Raw genomic sequence first — 16,293 nt, 5'->3', positions numbered from 1 at the left:
GCTCGCGCTCCGGGCCGAGCGCCAGAAGCGCTTCGACGCCGGCGAGACGCCGGACTTCCTGGCCGAGACCAAGCATATCCGCGAAGGCGACTGGACCGTCGCGGCGATCCCAGCCGACCTGCTCGACCGCCGCGTCGAGATCACCGGCCCGGTCGACCGCAAAATGATCGTCAATGCGCTGAATTCCGGCGCGAAGGTCTTCATGGCCGATTTCGAGGACGCCTCCTCGCCGGTCTGGGCCAACATGATCGAAGGCCAGATCAACCTCCGGGACCGCTGGGCAGGCAAGATCGACTTCACCGATCCGACCAACGGCAAGGACTACAAGCTCAAGGACAAGCCCGCCGTCCTGATCATTCGCCCGCGCGGCTGGCATCTGCCGGAGCGCCATATCGAGATCGACGGCGAGGAGGCCTCGGGATCGCTGGTCGATTTCGGCCTCTATGTCTTCCACAACGCCAAGGCGGCGCTGGCGGCCGGTTCCGGCCCGTATTTCTACCTGCCGAAGCTGGAGAGCCATCTCGAGGCGCGGCTCTGGAACGACGTCTTCGTCGCCGCCCAGTCGGCGCTCGGCCTGAAAAACGGCACGATCAAGGCGACCGTCCTGATCGAGACCCTGCCCGCCGCCTTCGAGATGGACGAGATCCTCTACGAGCTGCGCGAGCACATGGCCGGCCTCAATTGCGGCCGCTGGGACTACATCTTCTCCTTCATCAAGAAGCTCGCCCGCAACAAGGCCTATGTCCTGCCTGATCGTTCGCAGGTCGTGATGTCCAAGGCCTTCCTGCGCGCCTATTCGCTGCTGCTGATCAAGACCTGCCACAAGCGCGGCGCCTTCGCGATGGGCGGCATGGCGGCGCAGATCCCCGTCAAGAACAACCCCGAGGCCAATGCCGCCGCCTTCGCCAAGGTCAAGGCCGACAAGGAGCGCGAGGCCGGCGACGGCCATGACGGCACCTGGGTCGCCCACCCCGACCTCGTCCCGGTCGCGATGGAGGTCTTCGACCGGCTGATGCCGCAGGCCAACCAGCTCGGCAAGAAGCGCGACGACGTCTCGATCGGCGCCAAGGACCTGCTGGAAGTCCACCAGGGCACGCGCACCGAGGAAGGCTTCCGCGAGAACATCCGCGTCGGCGTGCAGTATATCGAGGCCTGGCTGCGCGGCCGCGGCGCGGTGCCGATCTACAACATGATGGAGGATGCCGCGACCGCCGAGATCAGCCGCGCCCAGATCTGGCAGTTCTGCCAGTACGGCGTCGAACTCGAAGGCGGCATCAAGGCCGATGCGGCGCTGTTCAAGCGCTGCCTGCCGGAGGAGATGGAGCGCGTGAAGGGCGAGCTCGGCCCCGAGAACTATGCCAAGGGCCGCTTCCCCGAGGCGATCGCGCTGTTCGAGACCCTCTCGCTGGCGCCGAACTTCGAGGACTTCCTCACCGTCCCGGCCTACGCCAAGCTGAACTGAGCGCGGTTCAGGTCAATGACATCGGAAGGGCGTCGCGGCATCGCGGCGCCCTTTCCGTTTGGGTGGCTCAGTGCAGATGCCACCAGACGCGCGCGCCGATCAGGATCGCGAGCAGGATGACCGAGCCGAACAGGTGCAGCAGGTCGGCCTTCCAGCCGCCGGCCGAAACACCGCGGACATGCCTGTAGATCGCCTCCCGGCGGCGGCGATAGGTGCCGATCGTGGTCATGGAAACCTCCATTCGGTTCGCGACGGGCGCCGAAGCACCCGTTGCGGTTCAGGCGTGACGGGCCAAGGCCGCCAAAGCGCCGCGCTCTGCCTTCATCGCCAGGCCAATACCGGGATGCGGCAGGTCCTCGATGGCATCGCAAAGCAGCGGCACGCATTCCGGGCGCGGCGGCGCGAGCGGCGCCCGGCAGGTGGCGCCGACCTCCGGGTGCAGCATCGACAGGGCGAGCTTGATCAGGACCGGATCGGGCTCCCGCGCGAGCAGGTCGAGCAGCGGAACCAGCCGCCGCTGCAGGATCTGCGCCTGCCCGTAGAATTCGGAGCGCGCCGCGCTCTCCAGCCGCGCCAGCCAATGCGGCGCGAGATTGCCGACGCTGGTGATCGCGCCGCAGCCGCCGGCGAGCAGATAGGACGGGATGGTCTCGGCCGCGCCGGTCAGGCGCATGAAGCGTCGGTCGCGCAGCCTGGCGATCCGGTCGCAGCGGACGAGATCGCCGCGCCGCTCCAGGATCCCGACGATATTCGGCGCTTCCTCCAGCAGTTGCAGCGTCTCCGCCGCGATCTCGACGCCGCAGCGATCCGGATCGTTGTCGAGGATGATCTCGAGCCCGGTCGCCTGCGCCGCTGCCAAGGCATGGGCCGCGAGCCCCGCCTGCGTCGGCCGGTTGTAATAGGGCATGCGCAGCAGCAGGGCCGAGGCGCCCGCCTTCTCGGCAGCGATGATCTCGGCAATGGTTCCGGCGGTCGAATAGCTGCCGACGGCGGCGATGACCGGATAATGCCGGCCGGCGATGCGGCGGGCAGCGGCGCAGAGCGCCTCCCGTTCCGCCCCGCTGAGCGTCGGGCTTTCGCCCGTGGCGGTGCCGACGACGATGCCGTCGGCGCCCTGCGCGATCTGCCAGAGGATGAGCCGTTCCAGCGCGCCATAGTCGATCGCGTCCTCGTCGAAGGGCGTGACCAGCGCGGTAAACATGCCGTGAAGCCAGTGGTTCATGGCCTGGCCTCAGAGCAGCGAGAGCGTCTTGGCGGTCACGCGGACCGCGCGGGCCCGGTGCCCGGTCTCGAACACGGCGTAACGCAGCGCGGCGCCACGATCGCAGAAGATGCCGCCGCCGCGGCCATGCGTCTCGACGGCAAGCCAATGACCTTCCGCATCACGCCCGACCAGGAACTGGAGCGGACCGCCGAAGGATCTACGAGGGATACTGACCATCATCCTGTTTCCCGAACGGCCTCCAAGGGCCGCCCCGAAAAGCTAAGGGCGGCGCCATAGGGGTTCGAGACGAGGCAAGCGGCGGGTTCATCAAGATCCCATAGGGATCGCGCCGCCGCGCTTTGACATCCACCGGCCGGACGCGCTCAATCCGCGCCCATTCCTTCGGATTCGCCCGATGCGCTACCGCCTGCTCGCCACCCTGATTGCCGCCGGCCTGCTCGGCTCCTCCTTTGCCCAGGCCGCGACGCTTAGCCCCGAACAGCGTTTCAGGACGCTTGGCGATTTCTCCGGCAAGAAGCCGGGCAAGCCGGCGCGGGATGTCAGCGGCCTCGCCTGCATGCCGGCCGCGAACGGCACGCAGCGCTGCCTGCTGATCAATGACGAGGGCTCCTTCGCGCAGTTTGCCCGCATCGCCGAGAACCGGATTATCCCGGATGCGACCCTGCCGATCGTCGGGACCGAGGCCGCGCCCGACACGCTGGGCCAGCCGCCGCGGGGCATCTGCAAGGCGCCCGGCCGCTTCGCCGAGCTCGACGGCGAGGCCGTCGCCTATGCCGACGGCGCTTTCTATGTCGCCGGCTCGCATGGCTGCTCGCGCAAGAAGGGCGAGTTCCGCCTCTCGGCCTTCCACCTCGCCCGGGTCAAGGTCGATGCGGAGGGCTCCCCCGCAGGCAAAGTCGAGCTGACCTATCGCCTGAGCGACATGCTGCGTGCCGCAGGCTCCGCCGGCGCCTTCTTCGGCAAGAGCCTGATGGACGACAACGGCATGAATGTCGAAGGCATCGCGGTCGTCGGCGACACGCTGTGGGCGGGCCTGCGCGCACCCTCCCTCGGCAATCGCGCCTTCCTCGTCGGCGCCTCGCTCAAGACCCTGTTCGCGCCGGGCCATGCGCCCGCGACGGAGGCGCCGCGGGTCTTCGAACTGCCGGCCGGGGGCAATCGCGGCATCCGCGATCTGACCCCGCTGCCCGATGGCCGCCTGCTTGCCCTGCTCGGCCCGGCGCAGGAACAGGCCCTGCCCTATTCCCTGCTGCTGATCGACACGGCCAAACCCGATACGGCAACGCCATTGGGCGACCTGCCCGACCGTGGCGACAAGGCGGAATCGCTGACCGTTCTGCCGCAGGACGGCAAGGGCCTCGCGGTCCTGATCGGTTATGACGGCCCGAAGAACGGGCATTTCGAATCCTATCGCCTGCCGCTTGGACCGCGTTGACTCCATGGATTTCCGCAACGATCTCTCCCGCGCCGTCGAGCGCTATCGCGCCGAGGTCGCGAGCCCGCGCGAGCATCTCGCCTTGCTGCGCTGGCAGATGGCCGAGGGCCACGCACTCGACCGACGCGACACCTTTCCCGGCCATCTCACCACCAGCGCCTTCGTGCTCTCGCCCGACCATGCGCAGGTGCTGCTGATCGACCATGTCGTGATCGGCCGCTGGCTCCAGCCCGGCGGCCATTGGGAGGAAGCCGAGCAATTCCATCTCTCGGCCGCGCGCGAGGCGGTCGAGGAAACCGGCGTGCAGGGGCTGAGCCTGCATCCCTGGCATCGTGGTGGCGACCTGCCCTTTACGATCGACAGCCACGATGTGCCCGGCAAGCCACCCCGTGGCGAGCCCGGCAAGCCGTCGCGCGGCGAGCCCGCCCATATCCATCACGACCTGCAATATCTCTTCCTCGCCGACCCCGCGCTGCCGCTCGTCGCGCAGGTCGAGGAGGTCCATGCCGCCGCCTGGAAGCCGATCGGCGCGCTGGCCGAGATCGCACCGCGCGCACTAGAGCGTCTTTCGGACCTGCCACGGCCCTGACTGTTGCAGCGCAACAACAGCGCTCCGGATTGCGGAAGACCCCTATGGCTCTTTTATCGCGGCCGGATCAGGCTCGCGACATGGTTCGTTCGAAGGTGAATAAGTTATTGCAATTCATTCGCAATAACTTATTGATCCGAGACCTCCCGGAGCTTGCCATGTCTGCGAAAACCATCGCCCTTGCCTTGATCGCCGCTGCCGCGTCGGTCCCTGTCCTCGCCGCCGACTTGCCGTCCCGCAAAGGCGCCCCCGCGGCACCAGCCCCGGTTGTCTCCGCCTGCACCGAGAGTGAGGGCATCCCGACCGACGCCTTCGGCTTCACGACAGGCTCGGATGTCGCCGATGTCGGTTCCTTCGGGCCGAGCCTGACCTATGGCGGCGCCTTCGGCACCCGCGGCGGCAGCTCGAACAGCCATGGCCTGACCCTGCAGGGCTCCTACGGCCTGTTCCCGTGCTTCGAAGTCGGTCCCTATGTGCTGGGCAACTTCACCAACGCCTCGGCCGGCGGTGTCAGCGCTGATTCGCGTGCCTTCGGCGCCGGCGTCGAGATGAAATACAAGCTGCTCGGCCGCGACATGCACGGGATCGGCCTGACGCTGGTCATCGACCCCAGCTTCAATCGCGCCGACCCGGACGGCGCCGGCCGTTTCACCACCTACAATACCGGCATCCGCCTCTTCGCCGACAAGACGCTGATCCCGAACACGCTCTATGCCGGGCTCAACCTCTCGCAGGACCTGACCTGGACCGGCCCCTCGCCCTATCAGCGCTCCTCCACCCTCACCATCGCCGGCTCGCTCGCCTGGCAGGTCTCGGAGGGGCTCTATCTGAGCGGCGAAGTCCGCCACATGCGCGCCCATAACGAGCTCGGCTTCGGCAATGAGGCGGGCTACGCCACCTTCGCCGGCCCCGGCATCTTCTGGCAGGCGACGAAGCAGCTCGCCTTGTCCGCCGCCTACAACATCCAGGTCGCAGGCAAGGCCAAGGGCCAGCCCGGCGATCTCGACCTGACCAATTTCAGCCAGCACCTCGTCAAGGTGAAGCTCGGCTACAGCTTCTGAGCCTGTTCGATAGTGTCTGCTGATTTCGGACCAGAACCACAGCGTCATCCCGGACAAGCGGCGCAGCCGCGCCGATCCGGGATGCATCGCGGAACTCTGGAGCCCTCCGATGGATCCCGGGGCAAGCCCGGGATGACGCAGTAGTTCCGGGAAACATCATCAAGCTCCAGAGCATCGACACAGGAGCGGCAGCGGCAACGCTGCCGCTCTTTTCGTTTTGGCCCGGCTCCCGCGTTGACATACTCCCCCTCAGTACCATAGCGTCGCGGCAACCGGAGCCTCGGTGCCGATGCCTCACACGCCCGAAGAAAAGAAGCGTGCCGTCACGCGGCTGCGCCGCATCAAGGGGCAGGCCGACGCCCTGATCGCCGCCGTCGAGCGCGGGGAGGAATGCGGCGCCCTGCTCCAGCAACTCGCGGCGCTGCGCGGCGCCGCGACCGGGCTGATGGCCGAGGTACTGGAAAGCCATCTGCGCGAGACGATGGCCCGCCCGGCCGAGGCGACGCAGGCGGAAGCCGAAGACAATGACGAGATCGCCGCGATCATGCGGGTCATCCGCCCCTATCTGAAATGACCGTTCGCAAGGAAGGAAACACCCGATGAAGACCCGCGCCGCCGTCGCCTGGGAAGCCGGCAAGCCCCTCACCATCGAGACCATCGAGATCGGTGGCCCCAAGGCCGGCGAGGTCCTGGTCGAGGTCATGGCGACCGGCATCTGCCACACCGATGCCTACACGCTCTCCGGGCTGGATTCGGAGGGCAAATTCCCCGCGATCCTCGGCCATGAGGGTGCCGGCATCGTGCGCGAGGTCGGCGCCGGCGTGACCTCGCTGAAGCCCGGCGACCATGTCATTCCGCTCTACACGCCGGAATGCCGCAATTGTAAGTCCTGCCTGTCGCGCCGGACCAATCTCTGCACCTCGATCCGCGCCACGCAAGGGCAAGGCGTCATGCCGGACGGCACTTCGCGCTTCTCCTGCGACGGCGGAGAGGTCTTCCACTACATGGGCTGCTCGACCTTCGCGAACTTCACCGTGCTGCCCGAGATCGCGCTCGCCAAGGTCCGCGAGGACGCCCCCTTCGACAAGATCTGCTATATCGGCTGCGGCGTGACCACCGGCATCGGCGCTGTGATCTACACGGCCAAGGTCTGGCCGGGCGCGAACGTCGTGGTCTTCGGTCTCGGCGGCATCGGCCTCAACGTCATCCAGGGCGCCCGCATGGTCGGCGCCGACAAGATCATCGGCGTCGACATCAACCCGGCCAAGCAGGAGATGGCGCGCAAGTTCGGCATGACCGACTTCATCAACCCGAGCGAGATCGGCAACGACAAGGTCGTGCAGGCGATCGTCGACCTCACCGGCGGCGGCGCCGATTTCTCCTTCGACGCCACCGGCAACACCAATGTGATGCGCCAGGCGCTGGAATGCTGCCATCGCGGCTGGGGTGAATCGATCGTCATCGGCGTGGCCGAGGCCGGCAAGGAGATCGCGACCCGTCCGTTCCAGCTCGTCACCGGCCGCGTCTGGAAGGGCACGGCCTTCGGCGGCGCGCGCGGGCGCACCGACGTGCCGAAGATCGTCGACTGGTACATGGAGGGCAAGATCAACATCGACGACCTGATCACCCACAAGCTCTCGCTCGACGAGATCAACACCGGCTTCGACCTGATGCACGAGGGCAAGTCGATCCGCAGCGTGGTGGTCTACTGAGGCGCCGCTTTCCCGCCTTATCGATCGGGCAAGGGAAACACCTTCGTCATTCCGGGGCTTCGCGCAGCGAAGAGCCCGGAATCCAGAACCGGTGCTCTTGCGACCTGATGCGGACCGCTGCGGATCAATCCGCCCGGTCGTCGGTTCTGGGTTCCGGGCTCGCCCTTCGTGCGCCCCGGAATGACGCCGGCGCTTCCCACGCCGCGCTAAGAGAAAAAAGGAACCGCCCTATGGAACTGATCTCCTCCTCCAAGGCCTTCGGCGGCTCGCAGCGCGTCTACCGGCATGACAGCGCGGCTTGCGCCTGCCCGATGACCTTCGCGATCTACCTGCCGCACCAGATCGAGGACGGTCCGGTTCCACTGCTCTGGTATCTCTCGGGCCTGACCTGCACGCACCAGAACGTCATGGACAAGGGCGAGTACCGCGCCGCGGCCGCAGCCAACGGCATCGCGATCGTCTGCCCGGATACCAGCCCGCGCGGCGAAGGCGTGCCGGACGAACCGGACAACTGGCAATTCGGCTCCGGAGCCGGCTTCTATCTCGACGCGACGCAGGAGCCCTATGCGAAGAACTACCGCATGGAGACCTATATCCGCGACGAGATGCCGGAGCTGATCGGCCGGCATTTCCCGGTCGACATGAACCGGCAGGGCATCTTCGGCCATTCGATGGGCGGCCATGGCGCGATCACGCTCGCCCTCAAGAACCCCGACCGCTACCGCTCGGTATCGGCCTTCGCGCCGATCGCCCAGCCCTCGACCGCCGGCTGGTCGCGCCCGGCCCTCGAGAAGTACCTGGGGCCGGACGAGACCAAATGGCGCGCCTATGACTCGACCCTGCTCATCGCCGACGGCCATCGCGTCCGCGACCTCCTCATCGATCAGGGCACGGCCGATGGCTTCCTCGAAGAAGGCTTGCGGCCGCAGCTTCTCGATATCGCCTGCGCCGCCGCGGGCATCCCGCTCCAGCTCACCATGCGCGACGGCTACGACCATTCCTACAACTTCATCTCGACCTTCATGGCCCAGCATGTCGCCTGGCATGCCGAGCGCCTGACGGCGTAAGCAGCGATCGCGGGAACGGCCCTCCCCCAGCCGCGTTGAGAGCAGCACAGCCTCAACCGGCTCCGGGCGACGAAACCTTGGCCAAGCACCGCATGCCGCAGAGCGACCGCTCGCTCTTCACCCGCCTCTCCCAACAGGTCGCGCATTGGGCCGGCAGGCCGCAGACCTTCATCGGCGCCGCCGCGCTCATCGTGCTCTGGGCGCTTTCCGGTCCGTTCTTCGGCTATAACGACACCTGGCAACTGGTGGTGAACACCTCGACGACCATCGTCACCTTCCTGATGGTCTTCATCATCCAGAACAGCCAGAACCGCGACACCGCCGCGATGCAGATCAAGCTCGACGAGCTGATCTGCCGCCTCGAAGGCGCCCGCGAGGAACTGCTCGACCTCGAGGAGCTCGACGAGGACAAGCTCGAAGCGATCCGCCGGGAATTCGAGGCGATGGCCGCCAAGGCACGCAAGCTCGCCGACACGGCAACGGCCGACAAGGCTTCCGTCTAGGCGACCATTCCGCCGCCCTCCTGCGCGTCTGGGTGTCCGCGCCCGACAGCCGTTCACGCCCCGGTAAGGTTAGCTTTTAGGGTTAAGTGTCATTTAAGAAATCGCTGTCATGGTCCTTCCCGTTGGTAACACGCGCGGGCCGCGTTCTCTGCGCCGCGCAAACGCGAAGGACACTGCCATGGGCAGCCTGAAAACTCTCGCGCTGGCGGGCGGCCTGGCCCTCGGCGTCTCCGCCGCGGCACAGGCCGCGGATCTCGCCTACGCTCCGCCTCCCCCGCCGCCGCCGCTCGGCCTCAAGGGCACGATCTCCAGCGGCATCTATCTGCGCGGCGATATCGGTGTCGGCGTCCAGAGCGTCGGCAAATACCATCAGGACGACGTCGCCGAGTTCGGCGGGTCCTTCTTCGGCAAGACCGACAACGCGGCCTTCTTCGGCGGCCTCGGCATCGGTTATCGCTTCAACAACTGGCTGCGCTTCGATGTCACCGGCGAATATCGCGGTGCGGGCCAGATCGGCGTGAACGACATCGTCTACAACCCGTTCAACAACGGCAACCAGACGAACACCTACAAGGGCAACCTGACCTCGCTGGTCACACTGTTCAACGGCTATTTCGACCTCGGCACCTGGAATTGCCTGACGCCCTATATCGGTGCCGGCATCGGCTTCTCGCAGAACCGCATTTCGGGCCTGACCGACCAGGGCGCCCTGCTCGGCAACTTCGTCGGTCCGACCCTGGGCTATGCCAACAACGGCACCAAGACCGATCTCGCCTGGGCCCTGATGGCCGGCGTCGGCTACGAGGTGAACAAGAACCTGACCCTCGAAGTCGGCTATCGCTACATGAATCTGGGCGACGCCCAGTCGGGCCGCCTGGTCAATGCCTTCACTGGCCAGATCCAGTCCCCGCTCAAGGCCAAGGACATCGAGAGCCACGACTTCCGCATCGGCATGCGCTGGAACTTCGGCGACCCGAATTGCTGCGGCACGCCGGAGCCGGTCGCCTACGCCCCGCCGCCGGTGGTGCGCAAGTACTGATCCGAGGCATCGGGCACAGATCCAGAAACGGCGCGGGCCTGCCCCGCGCCGTTTTGCTTTGTCAGCGCAGCAGCGACTGGCCGTTCATCTCGGCCGGCTGCGCCAGCCCCATCAGCGCGAGCAACGTCGGCGCGATATCGGCGAGGCGCCCGTCGGCGAGACCCTTGCCCTGCCCGCCGACCAGCATCAGCGGCACCGGATTAGTGGTGTGAGCCGTATGCGGCTTGCCCGTCACCGGATCGACCATCAGCTCGGCATTGCCGTGATCGGCGGTGACCAGCAGCGCCCCGCCCTGCCGCCCGATCGCCTCGGCAATGGCGCCGAGCCCCGCATCGACGGTCTCGACCGCCTTGATCGCGGCGGCGAGCACGCCGGTATGGCCGACCATGTCCGGATTGGCGAAATTCAGCACGACGAGATCGTAGCGGCCGGAATCGATCGCCTCGACCGCCTTGGCGGCCAGTTCCGGCGCCGACATCTCCGGCTGCAGGTCATAGGTCGCCACCTTCGGCGAGGGCACCATGATCCGGTCCTCGCCCGGATAGGGCGTCTCCTCGCCACCATTGAAGAAATAGGTGACGTGCGGATATTTTTCGGTCTCCGCCATGCGCACCTGCTTCAACCCAGCCTTGGCGACGGTCTCCCCCAGCCCATTGGCCAGCGTCTGCGGGGCGAACAGGACCGGCATGATCTTGTCGAGCTCGGCGCTGTAGGAGGTCATGCTGACCGCCTTGACCAGCGCCGGCCGGCGCGGCCGGACGAAACCGGCGAAAGCCGGCTCCAGCACGGCGGCGAGGATCTCGCGGATGCGGTCCGACCGGAAATTGAAGCTGAGCAACCCGTCGCCGTCCTTCATCCCGGTATAATCGCCGATCGCGGCCGGCAGGATGAACTCGTCGGTGACATTCTCCGCGTAAGCCGCGGCGATGGCGGCCTGTGCATCCGGGAAGCGCCTGCCCTCGCCCAGCACCATCGCGCCCCAGGCCTTCTCGACCCGCTCCCAGCGGTCGTCGCGGTCCATCGCGTAATAGCGCCCGGAAACGCTGGCGATGGTCGCTCCGGCCGGCAGCGCCGCCGCGAAGGTGTTCACGTAGTCGGCGGCCGATTGTGGCGGCGTATCGCGCCCGTCCGTGAAGACATGGACATGCACGGTGATGCCCTGCGCGGTCAGGATGCGGGCGAGCGCGACCGCATGGTCTTGATGGGCATGGACGCCGCCCGGCGAAACGAGGCCGAGCAGGTGGCAGGCGCCGCCGCTCGCCTTCAGACCGGCGACGAGGCCGCTCGCTTCGAGCGATTGTGCGATCGAGCCGTCGGCAATCGCCTGGTTGATGCGCGGCAGGTCCTGCATCACCACGCGGCCCGCGCCGAGATTGAGATGGCCGACCTCGGAATTGCCCATCTGCCCCGGTGGCAGCCCGACATCGAGGCCGGAGGTGTGCAGGAAGGCATGCGGGTTTGCAGCCCAGAGCCGGTCGAAGTTCGGCGTGTTCGCCAGCTTGACGGCGTTGTTCTCGCTCTCCTCGCGCCAGCCCCAGCCATCGAGGATCATCAGCATCACGGGGCGAGGCGGCATCGGCTTGACCTGTCAGCATTTGTGAAAACTGCTTGTGCGGATACCACGCGCCACGCCGCCGATGCGAGTGTTAAGAAGGTGTCGCACCGCGACGCAGCCGCTACGGAGGAGACATTGTCGATCAAGGCGCTGGTTTTCGATGCCTATGGCACGCTTTTCGACGTCCAGTCGGTCGCCGCCGTCACCGACGCCGCCTTTCCCGGCCATGGCGCGACGATCACGCAGATCTGGCGCCTGAAGCAGCTCGAATACACCTGGCTGCGCGCCCTGATGGATCGCTACGAGGATTTCTGGACGGTCACCCGCGACTCCCTGGATTTCACGCTCAAGACGCTCGGCCTCGCCTCCTCGCCAGAGCTCGTCGCCCGGATCGCGGCAGCCTATGACGCCCTGCTGCTCTACCCTGAGGCCCGCACGGCGCTCGAAGGCCTAGCTTCTCACCGCCTCGCCATCTTCTCGAATGGCAGCCCGGACATGCTGAAGCGGCTCGTCGCCCATGCGGGGATCACCGACCTCATGGAGACCGTCATCAGCGTCGACGAGATCGGCGTCTACAAGCCCGATCCGCGCGGCTATGCCCATGTCGAGAAGCGGCTCGGCCTGGCGCGCGACGAGATCCTCTTCGTCTCCTCCAACGGCTTCGACATCGCCGGCGCCAAGGCGCATGGCTTCCATGTCGCCCGAATCGAGCGCGTATCCTCCGGCAAGCTGCGCAACGAGCTTGCCGCCGCCGCGACGATCGACCCCGCCTTGATGTTCAAGGCGCTCCGGATGCAGCCGGAGCAGCTCGGTTTCCAGGCGGATGCGACCATTGCCGCGCTGACCGATCTCGTCTCCTATGTCGCCGGACTGAGACAGGCCTGACGCCTGCGAGGAGACCTCGATGATCAAGCTCTACTACCACCCCTCGCCGAACCCGGCGAAGATCGCGCTCTTCCTGGAGGAAGCCGGCCTGCCCTACGAGATGGTGCCGGTCGACACCCGCAAGGGCGAGCAGTTCAAGCCGGAATTCCTCGCCATCAACCCCAACGCCAAGACCCCGGCCTTGACCGATGGCGACGTCACCGTCTTCGATTCCAATGCGATCCTGCTCTATCTCGCCGAGAAGACCGGGAAGTTCCTGCCCGAAGACACGCCGAAGGCGCGCAGCGAGATGCTGTCCTGGCTGATGTTCGTGGCGACCGGCATCGGCCCCTATTGCGGCCAAGCAGTGCATTTCGGCCGCTTCGCACCGGAGAAGATCCCTTATGCCATCAACCGCTATGCCCGCGAGGCCGAGCGGCACTGGGGCATCGTCAACGACCTCCTTGCGGACCGACGCTACATGCTGGGCGAGCGCTACACGCTGGTCGACATGTCGATCTGGGGCTGGGCGACGCGGCTCTCCTTCGCCGTCGGCGAGACCTGGCCCGAGATGTTCCCGCATGTGAAGCGCCATCTCGACGAGATCTCGGCCCGCCCGGCCGCGCAGCGCGCCGTCGCCCTCAAGGACCAGTTCGCCTTCAAAACCGATTTCGACGCCGAAGCCCGCAAGTTCCTGTTCCCGCAGAACGCCCATCTCGCCGGCTGACCGGCTCGCGGCGCCTGGACTCAGGCGCCGGCCAGTGCATCGAAGGGCGCGTCCAGCGTGAAGACGAGCCCTTCGGGAAGATAGGCGCTCGCCGTGCCGGTGCGCGCTGCCGGGAAGGAGCGCTCGATCAGGCGCGAGCCGAAGCCCTTCCGCGTCGGCGGCTGGACCGGCGGTCCGCCGCTCTCGCGCCAGCGCAATCGGAATTGCTGGACGCCCTCGATCTCGCCGACGCTCCAGCTCAGCGAGACGACGCCCGCATCGTTGGAGAGCGCGCCGTATTTCACGGCATTCGTGGTGAGCTCGTGAAGGATGAGGGTCAGCGCCAGCGCGGCCTTCGGCCCCAGCACGACCTTCTCGCCCTGAATCTGGAAGCGCCCCGCATCGCCCTGCAGCGCGATGATGCTGTGGGCGATATCCTGGACCGTGGCATCGGCCCGCCGGCCGCCCACCAGCAGGTCATGCGCGCGGGCCAGCGCCGCGAGCCGGGCGCTGAAGGTCTCGCGCGCCGCCTCCAGCGTGCCGGCGCTGCGCAAGGTCTGGGAGGCCAGCGCCTGGATCATCGCCATCGTGTTCTTCACGCGATGCGCCAGCTCCTGCATCAGCAGGCGCTGCTCTGCCTCGGACTCCTTGCGCTCGGTGATGTCGCGATGCGCCCCGATCAGGCGCAGGGGCTCGCCGCTCTCGCCGCGTTCGATCTGCGCGGTCGCCGCGATCCAGCGAACCTGGCCATCCGATGGCCTGATGATCCTGTATTCGGCCTGATACGCCGTGGCACTTCCCTGCACAGCCTCCTGAAAATGCCCCACCACCTCTTCCCGATCCTCGGGATGGATGCGCCGAACCCAATCCTCATGCGTCTCCTGCGCCGCCTCGGGCGGCAGACCATGGATCAGCAGATATTCGGGAGAGCGTCGGTTCCTGAAGCCGGAGCGCAGGTCGACCTCCAACCCGCCGACTCCACCGATCTTCTGGACCTGCGCCAGCTCCGCCTCGCGCCGACGCAAGGTCTGCTCGGCCTGCATGCGTTCGGTGGTCTCGGTCACGATGGCAAGCACGCCGCCGATTTCGCCGGCCTCGTCGAGTACCGGGCTGTAATCGACATTCAGCCAGACGTCCTCCGCCGCGCCGTTGCGGTAGAACACGAAGGGAAGGTCGCGATAGGACGGCGACTCGCCGGCGAAGACGCGCTCCATCACCGCACGGTTGAAATCGGCGACCTCGGGCCAGGCCTCGAAGACGCTTGTGCCGAAGCATCCCGGGTGTCGCGCTCCGGCAATGACTGCATAGGCGTCGTTGTAGAACATGATTCCCTGACGGCCCCAGAGCAGGGTCATCGCGGCAGGCGACAGCAGCACGAGTTGCAGGGCATTGCGCAGATGCGCCGGCCAGTCATCGGGCCGCCCGAGCCCGGTCTCGCTGCCGGTCCAGCCGCGCAACCGCTCCGCCATCTCGCCCTGCCCGACGGGCCAGGTTCGCTTCTCCAAGGTCGTATCCCCCAACCGACCGGAACAAGCCGCGCTCCCGGCGCAGGCTTCACGGGCCGCCACATGCAGCCAAACCATTTCCAAACGAGTAACAGGCGTTGCGGTTCCCGCGCATGTAAAAAGACATATCGGCTTGTGCATCATGCCTGCCCCGCCGGCGAAAGCGCTGGCGGCGGCGGGGTTTTCGGGCCAGTGTCCGCGCGGTCCCGCGCTCGGGAGACGCGGGAAGAAACAGCCTCCGAGAGGACGAATGCCGACCGATATCGAGATCGCGCGCGTAGCCACGCTGCAGCCCATCGCCACGATCGCTGAAAAGGCGGGCATTCCCTCCGAGGCCCTGAGCCCCTACGGCAAGTATATCGCCAAGATCGATACGCAGGCGATCCCCGGCTTCCAGGCCAAGCCGGACGGCAAGCTGATCCTCGTCACCGCGATCAGCCCGACGCCGGCCGGCGAAGGCAAGACCACGACCACGGTCGGCCTTGGCGACGGGCTCTCCCGCATCGGCAAGCGCGCGATGATCGCGCTGCGCGAGCCCTCGCTCGGCCCGAGCTTCGGCATGAAGGGAGGCGCCGCCGGCGGCGGCTATGCCCAGGTCGTGCCGATGGAACAGATCAACCTGCACTTCACCGGCGATTTCCACGCGATCACCAGCGCCCATAACCTGCTGGCGGCGATGATCGACAACCATGTTTACTGGGGCAACGGCCTCGGTCTCGACACGCGCCATATCGCCTGGCGCCGCGTCATGGACATGAACGACCGGGCGCTGCGCTCGATCGTCTCCTCGCTCGGCGGCGCCAGCAACGGCTTCCCGCGCGAGGACGGCTTCGATATCACCGTCGCCTCCGAGGTCATGGCGATCTTCTGCCTGGCCCGCGACGCCGCCGATCTCGAAGCCCGCCTAGGCCGCATCGTCGTCGGCCGCACGCGCGACAAGCGCCTCGTCACCGCCGCCGACATCAAGGCAACCGGCGCGATGAGCGTGCTGCTCAAGGACGCGCTGATGCCGAACCTCGTGCAGACGCTGGAAGGCACGCCCGCCTTCGTGCATGGCGGCCCCTTCGCCAATATCGCCCATGGCTGCAATTCGGTGATCGCGACGAAGGCCGCGCTGAAGCTCGCCGACTACGTCGTCACCGAGGCCGGTTTCGGGGCCGATCTCGGCGCCGAGAAGTTCTTCGACATCAAGTGCCGCAAGGCCGGGCTGAAACCCGCCGCCGCCGTCGTGGTCGCCACCGTCCGCGCCCTCAAGATGCATGGCGGCCTCGCCAAGGATGCGCTCGGCCGCGAGGACCTGAAGGCGCTGGAAGCGGGGCTTTCCAACCTGACCCGCCACGTCAACAACATCAGGAAGTTCGGCGTGCCGCCGGTCGTGGCGATCAACCATTTCACCACCGATACCGCCGCCGAGCACGAGCTCATCCGCAACTATTGCCGCAACCACCTCGGCGTCGAGGCGGTGATCTGCCGGCATTGGGCCGAAGGCGGCGCCGGCGCCGAGGAACTCGCCCGCAAGGTCGCGGCACTCGCCGACGAGGGCGAGGCCGATTTCGCCCCGCTCTATCCC

17 protein-coding genes are annotated in these 16,293 nt (G+C 66.9%); 12 read left to right on the top strand and 5 right to left on the bottom strand.

Annotated features, from left to right (window positions below; all coding sequences use genetic code 11):
• The coding region (gene aceB / locus JHD80_RS23515) for a malate synthase A (RefSeq protein ID WP_199092381.1) at nt 1-1,462 on the top strand (1,462 nt) is incomplete at its 5' end.
• A gap of 67 nt (nt 1,463-1,529) precedes the next feature.
• On the opposite strand, the gene JHD80_RS23510 is transcribed toward aceB, so the two are convergent.
• Genes JHD80_RS23510 through JHD80_RS23500 form a run of 3 tightly spaced genes read right to left on the bottom strand, consistent with a single transcriptional unit; the run spans nt 1,530 to nt 2,903 of the window.
• Nucleotides 1,530-1,691, bottom strand: a complete 162-nt coding sequence (locus JHD80_RS23510; protein ID WP_199092378.1) for a hypothetical protein — start codon at nt 1,689-1,691, stop codon at nt 1,530-1,532.
• Nucleotides 1,692-1,739: 48 nt separating this feature from the next.
• The gene (locus tag JHD80_RS23505) at nt 1,740-2,684 is read right to left on the bottom strand and encodes a dihydrodipicolinate synthase family protein (RefSeq protein WP_199092376.1); all 945 of its coding nucleotides are present in this window, start codon (nt 2,682-2,684) and stop codon (nt 1,740-1,742) included.
• A gap of 9 nt (nt 2,685-2,693) precedes the next feature.
• Nucleotides 2,694-2,903: a hypothetical protein gene (locus tag JHD80_RS23500; protein WP_248311740.1), complete on the bottom strand. Its 210-nt coding sequence runs from the start codon at nt 2,901-2,903 to the stop codon at nt 2,694-2,696.
• 178 nt (nt 2,904-3,081) lie between these two features.
• Here JHD80_RS23500 and JHD80_RS23495 point away from each other — a divergent pair, with 178 nt between their 5' ends.
• The 8 genes from JHD80_RS23495 (at nt 3,082) to JHD80_RS23460 (ending at nt 10,093) form a co-directional block, all read left to right on the top strand.
• Entirely contained in the window at nt 3,082-4,122 is a 1,041-nt protein-coding gene (locus tag JHD80_RS23495; protein ID WP_199092373.1) for a DUF3616 domain-containing protein, read from the top strand.
• Nucleotides 4,123-4,126: 4 nt separating this feature from the next.
• The gene (locus JHD80_RS23490; RefSeq protein WP_199092371.1) at nt 4,127-4,711 is read left to right on the top strand and encodes an NUDIX hydrolase; all 585 of its coding nucleotides are present in this window, start codon (nt 4,127-4,129) and stop codon (nt 4,709-4,711) included.
• A gap of 158 nt (nt 4,712-4,869) precedes the next feature.
• Nucleotides 4,870-5,772: a hypothetical protein gene (locus tag JHD80_RS23485; protein WP_199092369.1), complete on the top strand. Its 903-nt coding sequence runs from the start codon at nt 4,870-4,872 to the stop codon at nt 5,770-5,772.
• A gap of 289 nt (nt 5,773-6,061) precedes the next feature.
• Nucleotides 6,062-6,346, top strand: coding sequence for a metal/formaldehyde-sensitive transcriptional repressor (locus JHD80_RS23480; protein WP_199092367.1), 285 nt, complete (start codon nt 6,062-6,064; stop codon nt 6,344-6,346).
• Between the two features lie 25 nt (nt 6,347-6,371).
• On the top strand, nt 6,372-7,484 hold the full coding sequence (locus tag JHD80_RS23475; protein ID WP_199092365.1) for an S-(hydroxymethyl)glutathione dehydrogenase/class III alcohol dehydrogenase: 1,113 nt from the start codon (nt 6,372-6,374) through the stop codon (nt 7,482-7,484).
• Nucleotides 7,485-7,714: 230 nt separating this feature from the next.
• Nucleotides 7,715-8,551 (top strand): S-formylglutathione hydrolase, encoded by an 837-nt coding sequence (gene fghA / locus JHD80_RS23470; RefSeq protein WP_199092363.1) that lies wholly within the window; start codon nt 7,715-7,717, stop codon nt 8,549-8,551.
• Between the two features lie 77 nt (nt 8,552-8,628).
• Nucleotides 8,629-9,054 carry a low affinity iron permease family protein gene (locus JHD80_RS23465; protein WP_349237340.1) on the top strand — a complete coding sequence of 142 codons (426 nt, stop codon included), beginning with the start codon at nt 8,629-8,631 and terminating at the stop codon, nt 9,052-9,054.
• Between the two features lie 178 nt (nt 9,055-9,232).
• Nucleotides 9,233-10,093: an outer membrane protein gene (locus JHD80_RS23460; RefSeq protein WP_199092361.1), complete on the top strand. Its 861-nt coding sequence runs from the start codon at nt 9,233-9,235 to the stop codon at nt 10,091-10,093.
• Between the two features lie 61 nt (nt 10,094-10,154).
• Here JHD80_RS23460 and gpmI read toward each other — a convergent pair whose 3' ends face one another.
• Nucleotides 10,155-11,669, bottom strand: a complete 1,515-nt coding sequence (gene gpmI, locus JHD80_RS23455) for a 2,3-bisphosphoglycerate-independent phosphoglycerate mutase (protein ID WP_199092359.1) — start codon at nt 11,667-11,669, stop codon at nt 10,155-10,157.
• A 114-nt stretch (nt 11,670-11,783) separates the two neighbouring features.
• On the opposite strand from gpmI, the gene JHD80_RS23450 reads away from it, so the two are divergent.
• Together JHD80_RS23450 and JHD80_RS23445 are read left to right on the top strand one after the other, a co-directional pair.
• Entirely contained in the window at nt 11,784-12,533 is a 750-nt protein-coding gene (locus JHD80_RS23450; protein ID WP_199092383.1) for a haloacid dehalogenase type II, read from the top strand.
• Nucleotides 12,534-12,552: 19 nt separating this feature from the next.
• A complete protein-coding gene (locus JHD80_RS23445) occupies nt 12,553-13,239 on the top strand; it encodes a glutathione S-transferase family protein (protein WP_199092357.1) in 687 nt (228 codons plus the stop codon).
• Nucleotides 13,240-13,259: 20 nt separating this feature from the next.
• Here the strand turns inward: JHD80_RS23445 and JHD80_RS23440 are convergent, their stop codons facing one another.
• Complete coding sequence (locus JHD80_RS23440; protein ID WP_199092356.1) at nt 13,260-14,723, bottom strand: sensor histidine kinase; 1,464 nt, start codon at nt 14,721-14,723, stop codon at nt 13,260-13,262.
• Between the two features lie 250 nt (nt 14,724-14,973).
• Between JHD80_RS23440 and JHD80_RS23435 the strand changes: the two genes are divergently transcribed.
• On the top strand, nt 14,974-16,293 hold a 1,320-nt coding region (locus JHD80_RS23435), incomplete at its 3' end, for a formate--tetrahydrofolate ligase (protein WP_199092354.1).

This window comes from Allobosea sp. ASV33 (assembly GCF_016428755.1).
Taxonomy (GTDB): Bacteria; Pseudomonadota; Alphaproteobacteria; order Rhizobiales; family Beijerinckiaceae; genus Allobosea.
This window is presented reverse-complemented; position numbering and strand designations above follow the sequence as displayed.

Bases quoted from the DNA above. Each gene is read 5' to 3' on its own strand.
- JHD80_RS23510 (WP_199092378.1), bottom strand. From the start codon at position 1,691: ATGACCACGATCGGCACCTATCGCCGCCGCCGGGAGGCGATCTACAGG.
- JHD80_RS23505 (WP_199092376.1), bottom strand. From the start codon at position 2,684: ATGAACCACTGGCTTCACGGCATGTTTACCGCGCTGGTCACGCCCTTC.
- JHD80_RS23500 (WP_248311740.1), bottom strand. From the start codon at position 2,903: ATGGTCAGTATCCCTCGTAGATCCTTCGGCGGTCCGCTCCAGTTCCTG.
- JHD80_RS23495 (WP_199092373.1), top strand. From the start codon at position 3,082: ATGCGCTACCGCCTGCTCGCCACCCTGATTGCCGCCGGCCTGCTCGGC.
- JHD80_RS23490 (WP_199092371.1), top strand. From the start codon at position 4,127: ATGGATTTCCGCAACGATCTCTCCCGCGCCGTCGAGCGCTATCGCGCC.
- JHD80_RS23485 (WP_199092369.1), top strand. From the start codon at position 4,870: ATGTCTGCGAAAACCATCGCCCTTGCCTTGATCGCCGCTGCCGCGTCG.
- JHD80_RS23480 (WP_199092367.1), top strand. From the start codon at position 6,062: ATGCCTCACACGCCCGAAGAAAAGAAGCGTGCCGTCACGCGGCTGCGC.
- JHD80_RS23475 (WP_199092365.1), top strand. From the start codon at position 6,372: ATGAAGACCCGCGCCGCCGTCGCCTGGGAAGCCGGCAAGCCCCTCACC.
- fghA (WP_199092363.1), top strand. From the start codon at position 7,715: ATGGAACTGATCTCCTCCTCCAAGGCCTTCGGCGGCTCGCAGCGCGTC.
- JHD80_RS23460 (WP_199092361.1), top strand. From the start codon at position 9,233: ATGGGCAGCCTGAAAACTCTCGCGCTGGCGGGCGGCCTGGCCCTCGGC.
- gpmI (WP_199092359.1), bottom strand. From the start codon at position 11,669: ATGCCGCCTCGCCCCGTGATGCTGATGATCCTCGATGGCTGGGGCTGG.
- JHD80_RS23445 (WP_199092357.1), top strand. From the start codon at position 12,553: ATGATCAAGCTCTACTACCACCCCTCGCCGAACCCGGCGAAGATCGCG.